General features: G+C 39.9%; 8 protein-coding genes. 3 read left to right on the top strand and 5 right to left on the bottom strand.

Annotation, left to right across the window (positions count from 1 at the left end; genetic code table 11):
* Positions 1-222: 222 nt before the first annotated feature.
* Both AW17_RS20700 and AW17_RS20695 read right to left on the bottom strand, forming a co-directional pair.
* On the bottom strand, positions 223-2,082 hold the full coding sequence (locus tag AW17_RS20700) for a RagB/SusD family nutrient uptake outer membrane protein (protein WP_029279651.1): 1,860 nt from the start codon (positions 2,080-2,082) through the stop codon (positions 223-225).
* Between the two features lie 25 nt (positions 2,083-2,107).
* A complete protein-coding gene (locus AW17_RS20695) occupies positions 2,108-5,257 on the bottom strand; it encodes a SusC/RagA family TonB-linked outer membrane protein (RefSeq protein WP_051692010.1) in 3,150 nt (1,049 codons plus the stop codon).
* A 415-nt stretch (positions 5,258-5,672) separates the two neighbouring features.
* Here AW17_RS20695 and AW17_RS20690 point away from each other — a divergent pair, with 415 nt between their 5' ends.
* Positions 5,673-5,864 (top strand): PepSY domain-containing protein, encoded by a 192-nt coding sequence (locus tag AW17_RS20690; RefSeq protein WP_029279647.1) that lies wholly within the window; start codon positions 5,673-5,675, stop codon positions 5,862-5,864.
* A gap of 1,226 nt (positions 5,865-7,090) precedes the next feature.
* On the opposite strand, the gene AW17_RS20685 is transcribed toward AW17_RS20690, so the two are convergent.
* Positions 7,091-8,065, bottom strand: coding sequence for a 3-keto-disaccharide hydrolase (locus AW17_RS20685; protein WP_029279645.1), 975 nt, complete (start codon positions 8,063-8,065; stop codon positions 7,091-7,093).
* Positions 8,066-8,540: 475 nt separating this feature from the next.
* Here AW17_RS20685 and AW17_RS20680 point away from each other — a divergent pair, with 475 nt between their 5' ends.
* Complete coding sequence (locus AW17_RS20680) at positions 8,541-11,702, top strand: SusC/RagA family TonB-linked outer membrane protein (protein WP_051692009.1); 3,162 nt, start codon at positions 8,541-8,543, stop codon at positions 11,700-11,702.
* Positions 11,703-11,714: 12 nt separating this feature from the next.
* On the top strand, positions 11,715-13,292 hold the full coding sequence (locus AW17_RS20675; protein WP_029279642.1) for a SusD/RagB family nutrient-binding outer membrane lipoprotein: 1,578 nt from the start codon (positions 11,715-11,717) through the stop codon (positions 13,290-13,292).
* A gap of 229 nt (positions 13,293-13,521) precedes the next feature.
* Here AW17_RS20675 and AW17_RS20670 read toward each other — a convergent pair whose 3' ends face one another.
* Together AW17_RS20670 and AW17_RS20665 are read right to left on the bottom strand one after the other, a co-directional pair.
* Complete coding sequence (locus AW17_RS20670) at positions 13,522-14,715, bottom strand: phosphoglycerate kinase (protein WP_029279640.1); 1,194 nt, start codon at positions 14,713-14,715, stop codon at positions 13,522-13,524.
* 6 nt (positions 14,716-14,721) lie between these two features.
* Complete coding sequence (locus AW17_RS20665; protein WP_029279638.1) at positions 14,722-15,159, bottom strand: GNAT family N-acetyltransferase; 438 nt, start codon at positions 15,157-15,159, stop codon at positions 14,722-14,724.
* Between the last annotated feature and the right edge of the window lie 349 nt (positions 15,160-15,508).

Raw genomic sequence — 15,508 nt, 5'->3', positions numbered from 1 at the left:
TGAAAATTATATCTTATTTACGCCTAATCCCGCTTTATCGTCCTGCTGAATTTATTTCAGCATCTTTTTAGCGTGAAAGACCCTGAAATAAATTCAGGGTGACGACCGTCTTAACAGAAAACTTGATTAAAACGCCACAAAATGAGATTTAATAATCGAACTCAGGTTTAAAAATAAAAGCAGGTGGATTTGGTCATATCCACCTGCTTAATTATTGGTATTTTATTGCAGCGGATCAAAAGAACCGCCCCATTCTTTGTTTTGTGGCAATTGGTCAGGCTCAATAGAAATCTGTGCAGGATTTAAAGCGTTAAACCAGTGGTTAAGGTTTAAATTATAACTCTGATTAGATGCGGGTGTTTTATCCAAATTATCTATAATAACTGCAGAGAAATTAGCCCTTACAGCAGCAGTCATAATATTGTCTGTATTGCTAGGTAATGGTGCGCCTTTGTTTAACATCAAGAAAAATGTTCTTCTAGTTCCTTGGCTATTCAATATATCGTAACGTTTCCATCTTCTTAAATCACTTAATCTAAACCCTTCAAAAGCAAATTCTACTTGGCGCTCATTCATTACAGCAGTGCGAAGATCAGCTTGCGAAGTAGCTGTAATACCATATTTGCCACTTGCACCAGCAGCAATGCCTGCACGTTTACGGATGGCCGATAAAGTGGTTATTGCCTCATTGCTATTACCGGTTTCATTTGCCGTTTCGGCAAGCATTAAAAGTAGTTCGGCGTAACGCATTGGCGAGAACCAGCTTTTAGCGCCAGAAGCTACACCCACTAAGGCATTTCTGTCTAAGGTAGTATCTAAACCTTTACGTTGAAAAAAGCCCGTTGCACAGTTTTCATCTCCATTTTGGATAATTGGAGAAATACCGGTAAATAAAGTACTGTTTCTTTCTGGTACAACAGCACTTGGTGTTGCGGTGTCTTTCCATGTCCAAGCCAACCAGTACGAACGAGATCTTGGTGCGGTCATGCCTATCGTATTTATATCTGGAGTTGGGTATACCGTACCTCCACAAAAAATAGTTGCATAAAAACGATCGTCGCGATTGGTATAAAAATCGGTTAAAAACTGCTGGTTATAAGCCGCATTGGACAATTGGTTTTTATCAAACTGTAATGGGCTGCCATCCCGCTTTGGGTAAGCGATTAATAATGGCAATATAGGCTGATCCGTATTGGTGGCTCCGTTTGTAAACATTAACGGTCTTATAGAATTAAAGTTCATATAACTATCAGGGTAGTAGTACTGCCTGGTCATAATGTGCTCTTTGTTCCTCGAATACCAGATCAACTTGTAGTTTTCAAACAGGCCAAATCCTCCTGCGTCTGCAGCCTGTACAGCGGCTTTGGCAGCATTGTAAGCATTTGTCCACCTGGCCTGATCGTTTGAAGGGTTAAATAACGGACTGGCATACCATAAAAGTACCCTGGCTTTAAAACCAAGTGCGGCAGCGCGGTTAATCCTGCCGTAATCAATACCACTGTAGTTGAGTGGCAAAACGGTAGCGGCCTCATCCAGATCTTTTATGATCTGCGCAACACATTCAGACGTTTTACTACGTGGTACTTTTAACGAGTTTACATCGTTACCATCTTGTGTGTGCAATATTAATGGTACACCACCCACCGAGCTTACCATATTCCAATAGGCCCAAGCCCGCCAAAATTTGGCTTCGCCAACTAACCTACCTTTGGTACTTGTACTTAATACTGATGTTGGCATATCCGCCAATTTATCCATAAAATAATTGGTTTTGTCTATGTAGTTATAATCTAAATTGGTAAAATCTACAGCCACATCTAGTGCACCACGCTGGTAGGTACCTAAGTTCCCTCCAGATCCGTTAAGGCCTTCGTCTGCACCTGCACTACTTCCAATCGGCCATCTAGGCATAAGGCCACCATACACATCGTTTAAATAAGATTTAATTAACACAGAATCTGTCCATACATTTTGTGAATTTATGGCTGCTGTGTTTTGGTAATCCAATCCCTTTTTACAAGACGCCCCTAATACAATAAGGACGATATAAAGGATGATTTTATTTTTATTTAAATATTTCATTTTGAGTTCCTTTTAATATTAAAAATTAAAATGTTACACTAACACCGGCATTGTACGATTTAACAATTGGGAAAGATGTACCGCCATCCATTTCAGGGTCATAGAATTTTTTATTGAATTTGCTAATTATGAAAAGATTAGACCCAGATACATAAAAACGAATATTGCTTAAGTATTTTTGATAGTATTTTTTTGGAATTGTATAGGCAACATTTAAAAATTTTAGGCGCAGAAAACTTGCGTCTTCCAACCAAAAATCACTCCCAGCGGTGTTAACAGCCCATGCATCATCATTTACACTGTAACGAGCAGGTAACCAAGCATTAGGGTTTTCCGGAGTCCATGACTGGGCAGCCCATGGGCGCCACATCCTGTTCCATTCTACACCTCCAGCCAAATTGTTGAAAGATTTTTTGAAACCAAATGCACCATTAAAATTAGCCGTAACACTTATCCCTTTCCACTCTGCGTTTAAGTTTAAACCCACTACTTTTGCATTATTGCTTTTATTTAATACGGTAATGTCGTTTGCATCAATTTTATTGTCGCCATTAAAATCTTTATAAGCAAACTGCCCGAGTTTAGGGAGCTTACCTTGGAAATTATACCCAGGGTGTGCTACCAATAACGCATCAATATCTGCTTGTGTTCTAAGTATCTTATCAACCGTGTAACCTGTAATAAAATTGGAAGAACGACCATCTATAAGCCAATTTTCATAATCGTAGGTAATATTTTGATCCCTTATCACATACCATGAATCGCCATAAGTGAAATTCAGACCTGCATTGTAACTAAATTCACCAACATTATTGCGGTAGTTTAAATTCAAATCAATACCGTTGGCTTTCATTTTACCATAATTTACTGATGGTAAAGGGCGACTAAAAGTTGGGGGCGTAGATTGAATTTTTGCACTTAAAATATCGTAGGTAAGGGTATGCCAATATTCTGCTGTGGCCGTAAAGTGTTTTAAGAAACTGATATCGATACCGATATTTTTATTCAGGTATTTTTCCCAGGTAAAATTCAGATTCGGAAATACACCATATCGTATACCCGGATTAAGTGAAGGTGTTTCACCAAAAATTGCATTATTACCGGCAGCATAAGTGTCTTCGTATTGCCAGCGTAGCGCATTAAAATCGTCTCTTGCCCCATTAGGATCAATTCTCACAAAATCGTTACCCGTTTGCCCAACTGAAGCTCTTAATTTTAATGATTCGATTCCTTTTACATTTTTAAAGAAATTTTCTTTAGAAATTACCCAAGCCGTAGAAACTGAGGGGAAGAAACCCCAACGTTTATCAACCGGAAAATCTGCCGAACCATCAGAACGAAAAGCAAAGGTAGCTATATATTTTTCAGAATAATCGTAGGCAAATTGTCCAATAAAGGATTTACGACCATTTGTAGGTAAGAAACCATAAGTATTACGAATACTCTTTGTAGCTGTGCCATTTACAACACCGCCTCCTCCGGTAGATGCCCACCACTGATCGGTTGTATAAATAGGGAAACCATTGATGGTGGCATCTATACCATCGTAACTCCTTTCTTGACGTTCGTACACCAATGCCGCATTTACGTGATGTTTACCAAAATTCCGTTCGAAATTTAGCTGAAGGTTCAATTGCCATTGCTGGTTCCATGATGATAGTTTCTCTATACTAGGCGTATGGAACGTATAATTTTTTCCTACAATGGTATTCAAATCCCAAATAGCCGGCTCAATCTGTTTTAATTCGTATTGATAAAAAGGATGCGAATATATTTTTTGATTAGAATTAGAGAAGCTTTTTATATAACCAGCTTTAGCACTCAATCCTTCTAAAAAGGGTGCTTTATATGTTAAATTTAAATTAATAACCGAGTTAATGGACTCAGAATTATTGTAGCCTGCCAATCCTTGTGCCTCGCCCGGTTTATTGGTAATCCAAAAATAAGATACAGGAGAACCATCGGCCGCAAACGATGGTTGAAAAGGTTGCCATACCATAAGTTTAGGGTACATATCTCCAGACCAATCGCCTTGTGGCGCAGCAAATTTATTGTTGTTTAAGCTTAGCCCTGCAAAAACGGCTATATCTTTGGTAAGGTTAGCCGTTATATTTGTTCTAACATTATACTTTTTTTCGTTGGTATTTTTAATAAAGGTTTCTTGATTTACATAAGAGGCGCCAATAAAATACTGAAGTTTATCTGTACCTCCCGATGCACTTAAATTATGTGTAGTAATAGATGGATTTACATAAACATCTTTTAAGGCATTAAAACCATAACCCTTGCCACCGCCAAAATCATTATCTCTAAAGTAGGCTTGTGCAGCCGGGGTCCAAAGATTATCTGACGGCCCGACAATTCTATGATAAATATCTCCCCATTCCATAATATTGGTTAGCTCCATGTTATTTCCGCGAACATCTTTTCCGGCATTTACCGAGTAGCTAACAGTTGCTTTGCCCATTTTACCACGTTTGGTAGTAACTAACGCTACACCACCACCGGCACGAGCACCATAAGCAGCGGTAGTAGCCGCATCTTTTAAAATGGTTACGTCTTCGATTTCATTTGGGCTTAGGTTATTAAATTCGGAAGCATCATTCGTAACTTTTCCATCAATTACATACAGTGTAGGCGCACCATTCCATGAACTTGACGTTCTTATCTGAATATTAGGCTGTGCACCGGGTTTACCACTTGGTGTAGAAACATATAAACCAGACATTCTACCTGCCAATAAGTTACCAACTGATGTAGTCGGGATTTCAGCGTCCGTTTCTGTAAATTTAACAGTAGCTACAGACCCGCTCAAAAGTTCTTTCTTTTGCTTTGTATAACCCACAATCACAGTTTCATTTAAATTAATAGCGGCAGAAACCATTTCTATTATCATTCCCGCTTTAGGTGTAACGGTTACAGTTTTATACCCGGTCATTGTAATTTTTAGCAATGCGCCGCTGGGTACTGCAATTGTAAATTTGCCTGACTCATCAGCTTTTACCGAGGATGCAGCACCTCCTGTAACAGTAATTGTGGCGGCTGCCAATGGAATTTTCCCTTCTGCATCAACTACTTTTCCCGATATTTTTACCTGCGCAAAAACATGATAGGACTGCAGTAAGATGAAGACGATTCCGAGCACCCTTAAGTGCATTTGTAATACCTGTTTCATAATCTTGATCTTTGGTTAGTTAGTTTTTTTGGTTGGTTTTTTCTTGGTTGGTTTGGAGCATAACAAAACAATCCATGCTGTTAGGATAAATCTCAGAAGAATACCTAGCCGCAACTACCACTAATTTGATCGTTTACAATGTTTTTTTTGCCCTTACCCTTGCTGATGAATAAAATATGCCCTGAAACATCTAATAAACCACATCAGGGCTATCTACGTGAACTTTACCTCCTTCTCTGACCAGGTATTTACAGTATTATCGGGGTTTATCGAAGCGCAAAGCATAGCGGTTCAATTAAGGTGTTGATATAACTTCTCTTAAAATTATTATTTAGACTTATTAAAAAATAATAAGGATAAAAGCAATTAAAACGATTTCTTTGTAGGCATAAACCAATCAATACTGCATAAGGGAATGCAACGCTCAAAAATAAAATCAGAACAGAATCCTAAAAGGCTAAGCTGGGCAAAACACCAGAAACGGTGGTTTGGCAAATGGCATCTTTATGTTGGTATTATTGCAGGAGCAATTGTAGCTTTTGTAGGTGTTATCGGGAGTATTTTGGTTTTTCAGGATGAGATTGACAGGGGGTTGAAAAAGAATTAAAACCAGCGAAAACAAAAACGCCGCTTCCGAAACTGGGCAAGTACTTTCTCTTACAGTTTAAATCGGGATTAAAATATGCTTCAATTATTCTTCCGATTAGTTTTATGATGGGTGCACTCTATGTCCTTCCTTCAGGAATTGTTATCCAGCCAGCCATTTTTGTAGTGGCTTTTAGCTGCGTAATGGTATGCCTGAATTTTATATGTGCATTGTTGTCTGAAATGTTCAATATCTTATTTCTCCTTCCCTTTAAAAAAGGCAGTCATAAGGTAACCCGCTATTTTGCCTTATCGACAGCATTTTTGGTGTGTTACCTGGCTGTATATATCGTTCTGCTCAATACTGGCTTAGACGTCTTCTAGAGTGATCATATCATGGTAACATCCGACGCTCCCTGTGGCTATTTCTTTTCTATAAAATTTTTTAGCGGTTTTTCGAACTTCCCGCTAGGGAACGTTTCGTCGCTATTGATAGTAAAAGTAAAAACCTACAACGAAGAAAAACTTGAAATTGATAATAACAGATTCCAATAGAGTGGTCGTCTTTCCCGCGCAGGCGGGAACCTTAAAGCGCTTGCATTACGATTATTCATAAGTTTTCCTTTTTTCAGAGGCATTCATGAGCACTCTGTGGTTCCCAGTCGAGTTGGGAATGACGACCCTCATAATCTAACATTTGCAAAAAATCAATTATTTATATCGATTTTTATACAATAAATTAACCCTCAGGATAACAATTAAATATTCGAACTTGTCACGTTGAGCTTGTCGAAACGCTTTGCGAAACATTTAAACAGGTTTCTTCGACAGGCTAGACTCCAATAGAAGATCGTCATATCTCGACGAGAGCAACGCGTAGTGGAGAGATCTTTAATATAGTTCAAAGATCTCTCCACTACGGTCGAGATGACGATTCATTGTAAATCCATCATCCAGCTCTTTTGTTTTTGGCTAAATACTAACTTCTACAATTGATAAATTCCAATAAAAGGGTCGTCTTTCCCGCAGGTGGGAACCTTAAAGCGCTTGCATTACGATTATTCATAAGTTTTCCTTTTTTCAGAGGCATTCATGAGCCACTCCGTGGTTCCCAATCGAGTTGGGAATGACGACCCTCATAATCTAACATTTGCAAAAAATCAATTATTTATATCGATTTTTATATATAAATTAACCCTCAGGAAACAATGTCTATATTTATGATACAGCCTCTCCTATAAGAGATAATTATTTCGCCGGTGTAATGACAATTTTCCGGTATTCGATCGGTTCATGATCTCCCTGAAGATAGATAGGCCCGGGCTCTCCCTCATTACTATCCAACGCCCCTCCGGTAATGCCCGGAATTTCCTGGTTATTGATGATGGTTTTACCATTGGCTACCACTGTTACCAAACGGCCAACAAGGGTAATATCGTAACGCTGCCATTCATCCGGGCCAAGCGTAACCATTTCATTGGCAGTTAAAAATCCATAAATGCCGCCGAATAGCACGCTGTTAGGATGCGCATCTTTTTTGCTGTCCTCAATTTGCACTTCATAACGGCCCCTTAAGTATACCCCACTGTTTCCGCCCTTGGCGTATTTGAATTCTATATGAAGCTTAAAATCATTATACTTCTGTTCAGAGATCAGATTTGATCCCGCTTTCGGACTGGTTAAAATACCGTTTTTCACAATCCATTGGTTTGGTCCATTGGTTTTCCAGCCCGATAGATCCTTGCCATTGAATAAATTGACAGGTTTGCCCCAAACTGGTGCTGCCGTTCTTTTAAGGTAAGGTGCCTTAACGCCTTTCCAGTTATATTGTTTACCATCGCAATTGGTCATTGTTCCCTGAATCCCTGCATCGCCGACGGTGCCGTCGATAACTAAATTCGAAGAACCGCTTTCCCATTGTGGCGGGATTTCGAACCTGAATTTTCCATTATCAAACTTTACTTCCGATATCGGACGTGCACTACCGGCAGTTGACACAAAATAGCCTACCAAAGTTTTATAACCAGATAGTTTTACTTCCAGCCAGGCAGGTGCCGGTTTTCCGTTTATATCGACAGTGATGTCCCAACGACCGATCAGCGCTGCAGGCTCAACTGCCAATCGAACATAATCAGCGCTAACTGGTTTTGAGGCAAATGTTGTTACGGGTAAACCTGCAATCAACAGGCAACCTAATCCAAGCAGATGGATTTTTTTTCTCATATAGTAATTCATTTTTTTAGCAGCTCTTGTTTTATATTTAACTGTTATCAGCTCTTTACTGAGATAATTCTAGAAAGGTAGAACTTATTTCTTTTACGTGCAAGTGAGGGTTATACACAGCCTTTCAGTCAAAATGCCTTCATGCAGACTGGCTTTGATAAATTGGCAAAAGCGGAGATTTTTCAAATTATTTTATCCGGCTTGTTACATTGTATCAGGTTTTTTACTAATTTACGCTTACCAAATTAAATATCGGAAGATCAGCCAAACAACGAACAACCAATCGCTTAAACCCTTCAGAATACATTAAACAAAGGCAAGAACCAAATATAATATAACATGAACCACTAGATGTTATGTTAGTTGCTGTATAAGTTCAATGTCTTTTGTTCAGGAGAAAAACGGCGGCCTTGTTGCAGAAGTACTGGAAGAGCGTCGGAAATTTAATTGGCATTAACCTAAACTGAAAAAATGTATGAAAATGAGGAACATTCATTCCACAAGCTGTGCGCTGGAAATAACATTTCCTAGCACAGTCAGAGGCCTCCGGAAACTAGCACTCCTAGCCGTTACTGCACTTGGCCTGCAAAATGCCGTTAAAGCTGAAGCTGGGCCAACAAACAAAAACCTATTCCCAAACCCCTCCGAGGCCCTAAAGTACCCAGTTAATGTGAATCAGAAAATGGCTAAAACCATTACTGGACTGGTAACCGATGAGACTGGACTTCCGCTTCCCGGAGCAACGATTGCTGCTAAAGGAACCACTGCTAAAACGGTTACCGGCAGTGATGGAAAGTTTGTGTTAAACGTTCCAGATAATGTCACCACATTGGTGGTTTCTTATATCGGAATGGATGCTCAGGAAGTAAATATCAGCGGCCTGACCAATGTAACGGTAAAGTTAAAACCTTCCGGCAATGCAAACCTGACAGAGGTCGTAGTTACCGCTTTAGGCGTAAAACGGGAGAAAAGGGCGCTAACCTTTGCCGCTCAACAACTGGCAGGCACAGAACTTACAAAAGCCGGAAGCCCCAATTTTATGGAGGCTTTAAGTGGTAAGGCAGCCGGTATTGATATCGGGATCAGTAACTCCGGCGTGGGTGGTTCAACAAAAACGGTATTAAGGGGTTCAAAATCGATTACAGGAAGTAGCGAAGCACTTTTCGTAATTGATGGGGTTCCACTGGTAAATAACAAAGGTGGGCAACCTGGATCTTACGGTGGTACCGATGGTGGCGATGGGCTTTCGGCACTAAATCAGGACGATTTTGAATCAGTTACTATTTTAAGGGGTGCCAACGGATCCATTTTATATGGTAGCCAGGGAGCCAACGGCGTAGTTTTAATCAACACCAAAAAAGGCCAGAACGGTAAAATTGCCATCGCTTTAAATTCAACCATAAATTTTAGCAATGCTGCAACATTACCTGAGTTTCAGTTTGACTATGGCGCGATAGGCGGTAGTGATTACAGCTGGTCTAAAACAAAAGGAAGTTACCAAAATAACTACATTGAGGATTTTTTCCAGACCGGCGTCAACACCATTAACTCCGTGTCGGTATCGGGTGGAAATGAAAGGACAACCGCTTATTTTTCATATGGAAACAATAACGCATCAGGCATTGTACCCACCAGTACTTACAACAAACACAATGTTACGTTCAGTCAGGAAACAAAACTATTTGATGATAAACTTACCTTAAGTGGAAATGTAAGGTTCTCTTACGAAAAGTCAAAGAACCGTCCCGGCGCAGGTTATTACAATAATCCGTTAACCGGCTTATACTTATTTGCGCGGGAAAGAAATTTTGATGATTATAAAACCAATTATCAAATTTTCAGTACAACACGGAATATGTATATTCAAAACTGGTATTCTACCGAAGAAAAACAGAACAACCCATTTTGGGAATTAAATAACGACCCCAAACTTTCTACCAGCAACAGGGTAATTGCAACGGCGAAAGCATCATATGCATTTTTGCCGCATTTTAAATTTGATGTGCGCGGTAACATTGATTATAATGACAGACTATTGGATTATCGTTATGCCGCTGGCGGTAATTCGGTAAGCGTAAGTTCAAACGGTACCTGGAATTACGCCAAGTACAATGATAAGGCCTTATATAGCGACGCCATTTTAAGTTATGATAACACTTTTGGTAAGTTTAGCTTAAATAGCGTACTGGGAGGAAGTATCCAGGATTATACCTTTAATGATGGAATGATGTTTGCAAACGGAACAGTACCACTTCAGTACCCAAACTTTTTTAGTTTCTCAAACCTGCCTTATAATTTAGTAGTTAACCAAACTTATAGCAGGATCCAAAAACAAGGCCTATTTGCCAATGCCTCATTAGGCTTCAAAGACATGATCTACATCGACCTGTCTGGCCGTAACGACTGGGCATCTACATTGGCGACGACCGGGAACGACTCCTATTTTTACTATTCTGGCGGGCTATCTGCAATAATCAGCCAAATGGTAACCATGCCCAAAGAAATTAATTTCTTAAAATTAAGAGCATCAACATCACAGGTTGGAAATGAAGTACCTTATAACATTGTTAACCCTGGTAACACCATCGGCGGTGCAGGTGGTCCCAGCGGTATAGGCGGGATTACCAGAAATACGCAAACGCCGTTTGCAACCCTGGTACCTGAAAAAATAACCAGTAATGAAATCGGTTTAGAAGGCCGCTTTTTAAATGATAGGTTAAGCCTTGATTTTACTTATTACAAAAACAACAGCACCAATCAGTTTCTATCATTACCAGCCCCTTCGGGTTCTGGTTACACCTTTTACTATGTAAATGCAGGTAAGGTGACCAACCAGGGCTTTGAGCTTACATTAGGTGGAGACCCGGTAAAAGGTGAAAACTTTAGGTGGAACACCTCAGTAAACCTATCGCGGAACAAAAATAAAATTGTTGAGCTGATTGCCGATAATCCCGGTTATCAGGTAGGTAGCGACAGTGAAGGTTTTAATTCAATCATTAAAGCCGGCGGGTCTTTCAACGACTTATATATTTTCAAATTTGCTCGTAACGCTGCCGATCAGATTATTTTAGATGCGGCAGGAAAGCCAACTAAGGCTGCAAAGCAGGAGTATGTTGGAAATCTAAATCCAAACTTCATCGCTGGCTGGAATAACACCTTCACCTACAAAAACCTGACTTTAAGCGCTTTGGTAACGGCTAAGTTTGGCGGGGTAGCTTTCTCTAAAACCGAGGCTTTTCTCGATTCGTACGGTGTAAGCAAAAGAACAGGTGAAGCGCGTGATGCAGGAACTATTCCAATTAATGCCATTCAGGGCAATACAGCTCAAACATCGATTGATCCGGCACTTTATTACTCGGTAATAGGCGATAGAAATGGAATTATGGAACCTTATGTATTCTCGCGTACCAATGTCCGCTTAGCGCAGGTATCACTGGCTTATAATCTGCCGGTTAAAGGTTCAGCCATTAAATCGGCATCGGTATCGCTGATCGCACGTAACTTGTTTTTCTTCTATAAGAAAGCACCTTTCGATCCGGAGCAAGCGATGAGTACAAGCAACAGCATGCAGGCTAACGATGTTTTTGCGGTACCTGGTACACGTTCTTACGGGCTAAATCTTAAGTTAAACTTCTAATATCTTAAAATGATGAAAAAATTATGTTTAATGGTGCTTGCTTTGATCCTACTCAACTCCTGCACCAAGAATTTCGAAGAGATAAATACAAATCCGAATCAAATATCCGATAAACTGTTAGAGCAGGATTTCAACTTGGTTGGTTCTTCTTTCTCTGTAATGTTATTTAACCTGATGGGACACCAGATCGAAGAAGATCTGTGTTACGATAACTGGATGGGATATATGGGTACGCCAACTCCTTTTGTAGGGAATGTAAATAATACCACCTATTACCTGCGTTGGATTGACGCCTACTGGAACCGTGTATATGGCAATGTGATGTCTCCGTCAAAACAGGTGATACAGCTTGCCGAAGAGAAAAAACTACCGTTATTTGGTGATTGGGCAAAATTGGTGAGGGTGTTGGCAATATCTAAATTAACAGCCATTTACGGACCTGTGATCTACTCTAACTACGGCACTTCGGGCTTAGGATCGATCAAATACGACAAGGAATCGGATCTGTACAACAACCTGTTTACCCAGTTAGATCAGATTGAAGCCAATTTCAAAGCCAACACCTCTTACATCGGCTTTACCAAATTTGACCCCAGCTATAAGGGCGACATCGCTTCATGGTTAAAATTACTTAATTCAGTACGCCTGCGTTTGGCCATGCGTTTGGTTAAGGTTAATCCTACATTAGCTAAAGCACAAGGGGAAAAAGCCCTGGCCGACCCTGCTGGATTAATTACGACCAATGCTGAGAATTTCCTTATTTCGCTAAATGGAAATGTTATGCCCGTTTCAGTGATTAGTTTTGACTGGAACGATACCCGTATGGGTGCAACCATGGAATCTTTTATGGTGGGTTTAAAAGATGGGCGTATAGCCAAATATTTCTCCGAAGTAAGTGATGCAAGCCTAGTTACCGACCATCCTACCTATAAATATAAAGGCATCCGCGGCGGCGCTTACATCAATGCGAAAGATGATAGGGTCTCATATTCAACAGTGAGCACCGATTTCAAATCTGCCCAGACCAGAAGAGGATTCACAGCTTCGGAAATCGCCTTTTTAAAAGCCGAGGCAGCATTGAGAGGCTGGGCGGGTGCCGGTGATGCCAAAACAAATTATGAAAATGGGGTACGCCTATCCTTTGCAGACTGGGGAGCGGCCGGTGCGGACGCCTATCTTGCTGATGCAACAAGCCAACCGATCAGCTACACCGATCCAAAAGACAGCAAAAATAATTTCACACCACTTTCTACCATTACAGTAGCCTGGAATGCAGGTGATTCAAATGAACTTAAACTGGAAAAAATTATCACGCAGAAATACCTGGCAACTTTTACCAATACGTTGGAGGCCTGGGTAGATTTTAGAAGAACAGGATATCCTAAAATTCCACATGTTGCTAAAAATGACAGTAGTCCAGATTGGGGTGTTATCGCAGCCGATCAATGGATAAAGCGACTGGTATTTGTACCTGCTGAAAGAACCGGAAATACGGCAGCCGTTGCTGAAGCTGCAACTTTTTTAAGTTCTGGTAAAGACGACATCGCATCGCGCTTATGGTGGGATACCGCTAATGCCAGTAATTTTTAAACTTTTTCACCAATAATTTTTAAATGGCTGCCTTTATGGCGGCCATTTTTTGTAAACGGGTAATCCACCTTGAAACTGATCTAACACCGTGAAATAATTGCACTAAACCTTATAATGGTACAAATTGATGTGGGTGGTGGGAACATCGATTCTTTGCTTAAAACATCAAAAAAACGAGGCCCTTGCAAATTTGATCTGCAAGGGCCCCGTTTGTATATAAGATTGATATTTATCCATTAATGGCTTTAACACCTGGCAATTCTTTGCCTTCCATATACTCAAGTAAGGCACCACCACCGGTAGAAACGTAACTTACTTCATCTTCCATGCCGAATTTTGCAATTGCGGCGGCTGAATCGCCACCACCGATCAATGAAAATGCACCGTTATCTTTAGTAGCCGCCACAACTGCTTCTGCAACAGCTTTAGTACCTACCTGGAAACTTTCCATTTCGAAAACGCCCATCGGTCCGTTCCACAACAAGGTTTTAGAATTTTTAATTACATCCTGGAACAAGGCAACCGATTTTGGGCCAATATCCAGTCCCATCCAATCTGCAGGAATCTGACCAGAGTCTACATCTTTTTTATCGGCGTCATTTGCAAATTTATCAGCAATTACTGTATCTACAGGTAAAATCAGGTTTACGCCTTTTGCTTTTGCTTTTTCGATCAACTCTAAAGAAAGTGCTTGTTTATCGGCTTCTAATAATGAAGTGCCAATTTCTCCACCCTGTGCTTTAGCAAAAGTGTAAGCCATACCGCCTCCGATGATCAGGTTATCTACCTTATCCAGCAATTTCTCAATCAAAAGAATTTTATCAGATACTTTAGCACCACCCATAATTGCAGTAAAAGGTCTTTCTGCGTGGTTCAATATTTTCTCTGCATTTTCTACTTCTGAAGCCATTAAATAACCAAAGTATTTTGCATCTGGGAAAAACTGGGCAATAATTGAAGTTGAAGCATGTGCACGGTGAGCAGTACCAAAGGCATCATTTACATAAACATCGCCTAATTTTGATAATTTCTCTGCAAAGGCAACATCACCTTTTTCTTCTTCTTTGTAAAAACGAAGATTTTCTAACAATAAAACTTCACCTGGTTTTAAATCAGCTGCCTGTTTTACTGCACTCTCGCCAATACAATCATCAGCAAACTTAACTTCAACACCAACAAGAGCAGATAGATCAGATAAGATGTGTTTTAAAGAATATTTATCGGTAGGGCCATCTTTCGGGCGACCTAAGTGAGACATTAAAATAACCGCACCACCATCTTTTAAGATTTTAGAAATGGTTGGCAAAGCCGCCCTGATTCTTTTATCGTCTGTTATTTTAAATTCGTCATCTAAAGGCACATTAAAATCTACCCTGATTAATGCTTTTTTATCTTTAAAGTCAAACTGGTCAATTGTATTCATGTTTAATTATTTTTGATTTAAGTTTAATTTCATTTCGTAATGGAAACCAATGCCAGGGATATCGAACTCTGGCGATTCGGTAGTGAAGCCGATTTTCTTGTAAAAAGCTGCCGCCGTTGAACGGGCATTACACCATACGTAATCGGTTTTATATTCTTTCAGGTATTCAATGGCAAAAGTAACCAGTGCAGCAGCATAACCATTTCCAACTGCATCGGGATGGGTGGCCATGCCCCTAAGCTGATAGCCCTCTCCTTCTTCCGGAAAAAAATCGTTCCGCATAAAGGTGGCAATTGATTTTATTTCTCCATCTTTTAAAAAACCAAGATGAAAGGTATCATAGGCAAGATCGCCTTCAAAAACGCATGCTTCGAATGGTTTGCCATTGCGCAAAACCAGGCTTCTTAAAGGCAGTACTTCTTCTGGAAGAATAAATTTGACCATATTTTTAATATCAGCTAGCTTACATCAAGTGTGAAGATATTGCTATTGGATGCACTGCAAACGTTTGCAAAGTTAATAAAGCAATTGAAACCCGATAATAATATCGGCTAGAATTTTTAACATTTTAGATACTCCCCTGGTAGAATTTAAAATAAGTTGAAAATAATGCTGTTCTGTCTTTATAACCTGAGTTCGATAATTATTTGCTGAAAATTATATCTTATTTACGCCTAATCCCGCTTTATCGTCCTGCTGAATTTATTTCAGCATCTTTTTAGCGTGAAAGACCCTGAAATAAATTCAGGGTGACGACCGTCTTAACAGAAAACTTGATTAAAACGCCACAAAA

Source organism: Pedobacter borealis DSM 19626 (genome assembly GCF_000708285.2).
GTDB classification, from domain to species: domain Bacteria; phylum Bacteroidota; class Bacteroidia; order Sphingobacteriales; family Sphingobacteriaceae; genus Pedobacter; species Pedobacter borealis.
This window is presented reverse-complemented; position numbering and strand designations above follow the sequence as displayed.

Excerpts from the sequence above, each read along its gene's own strand:
- AW17_RS20670 (WP_029279640.1), bottom strand. The coding sequence starts at position 14,715 with ATGAATACAATTGACCAGTTTGACTTTAAAGATAAAAAAGCATTAATC.
- AW17_RS20665 (WP_029279638.1), bottom strand. The coding sequence starts at position 15,159 with ATGGTCAAATTTATTCTTCCAGAAGAAGTACTGCCTTTAAGAAGCCTG.
- AW17_RS20695 (WP_051692010.1), bottom strand. The coding sequence starts at position 5,257 with ATGAAACAGGTATTACAAATGCACTTAAGGGTGCTCGGAATCGTCTTC.
- AW17_RS20690 (WP_029279647.1), top strand. The coding sequence starts at position 5,673 with ATGCAACGCTCAAAAATAAAATCAGAACAGAATCCTAAAAGGCTAAGC.
- AW17_RS20685 (WP_029279645.1), bottom strand. The coding sequence starts at position 8,065 with ATGAGAAAAAAAATCCATCTGCTTGGATTAGGTTGCCTGTTGATTGCA.
- AW17_RS20675 (WP_029279642.1), top strand. The coding sequence starts at position 11,715 with ATGAAAAAATTATGTTTAATGGTGCTTGCTTTGATCCTACTCAACTCC.
- AW17_RS20700 (WP_029279651.1), bottom strand. The coding sequence starts at position 2,082 with ATGAAATATTTAAATAAAAATAAAATCATCCTTTATATCGTCCTTATT.
- AW17_RS20680 (WP_051692009.1), top strand. The coding sequence starts at position 8,541 with ATGAAAATGAGGAACATTCATTCCACAAGCTGTGCGCTGGAAATAACA.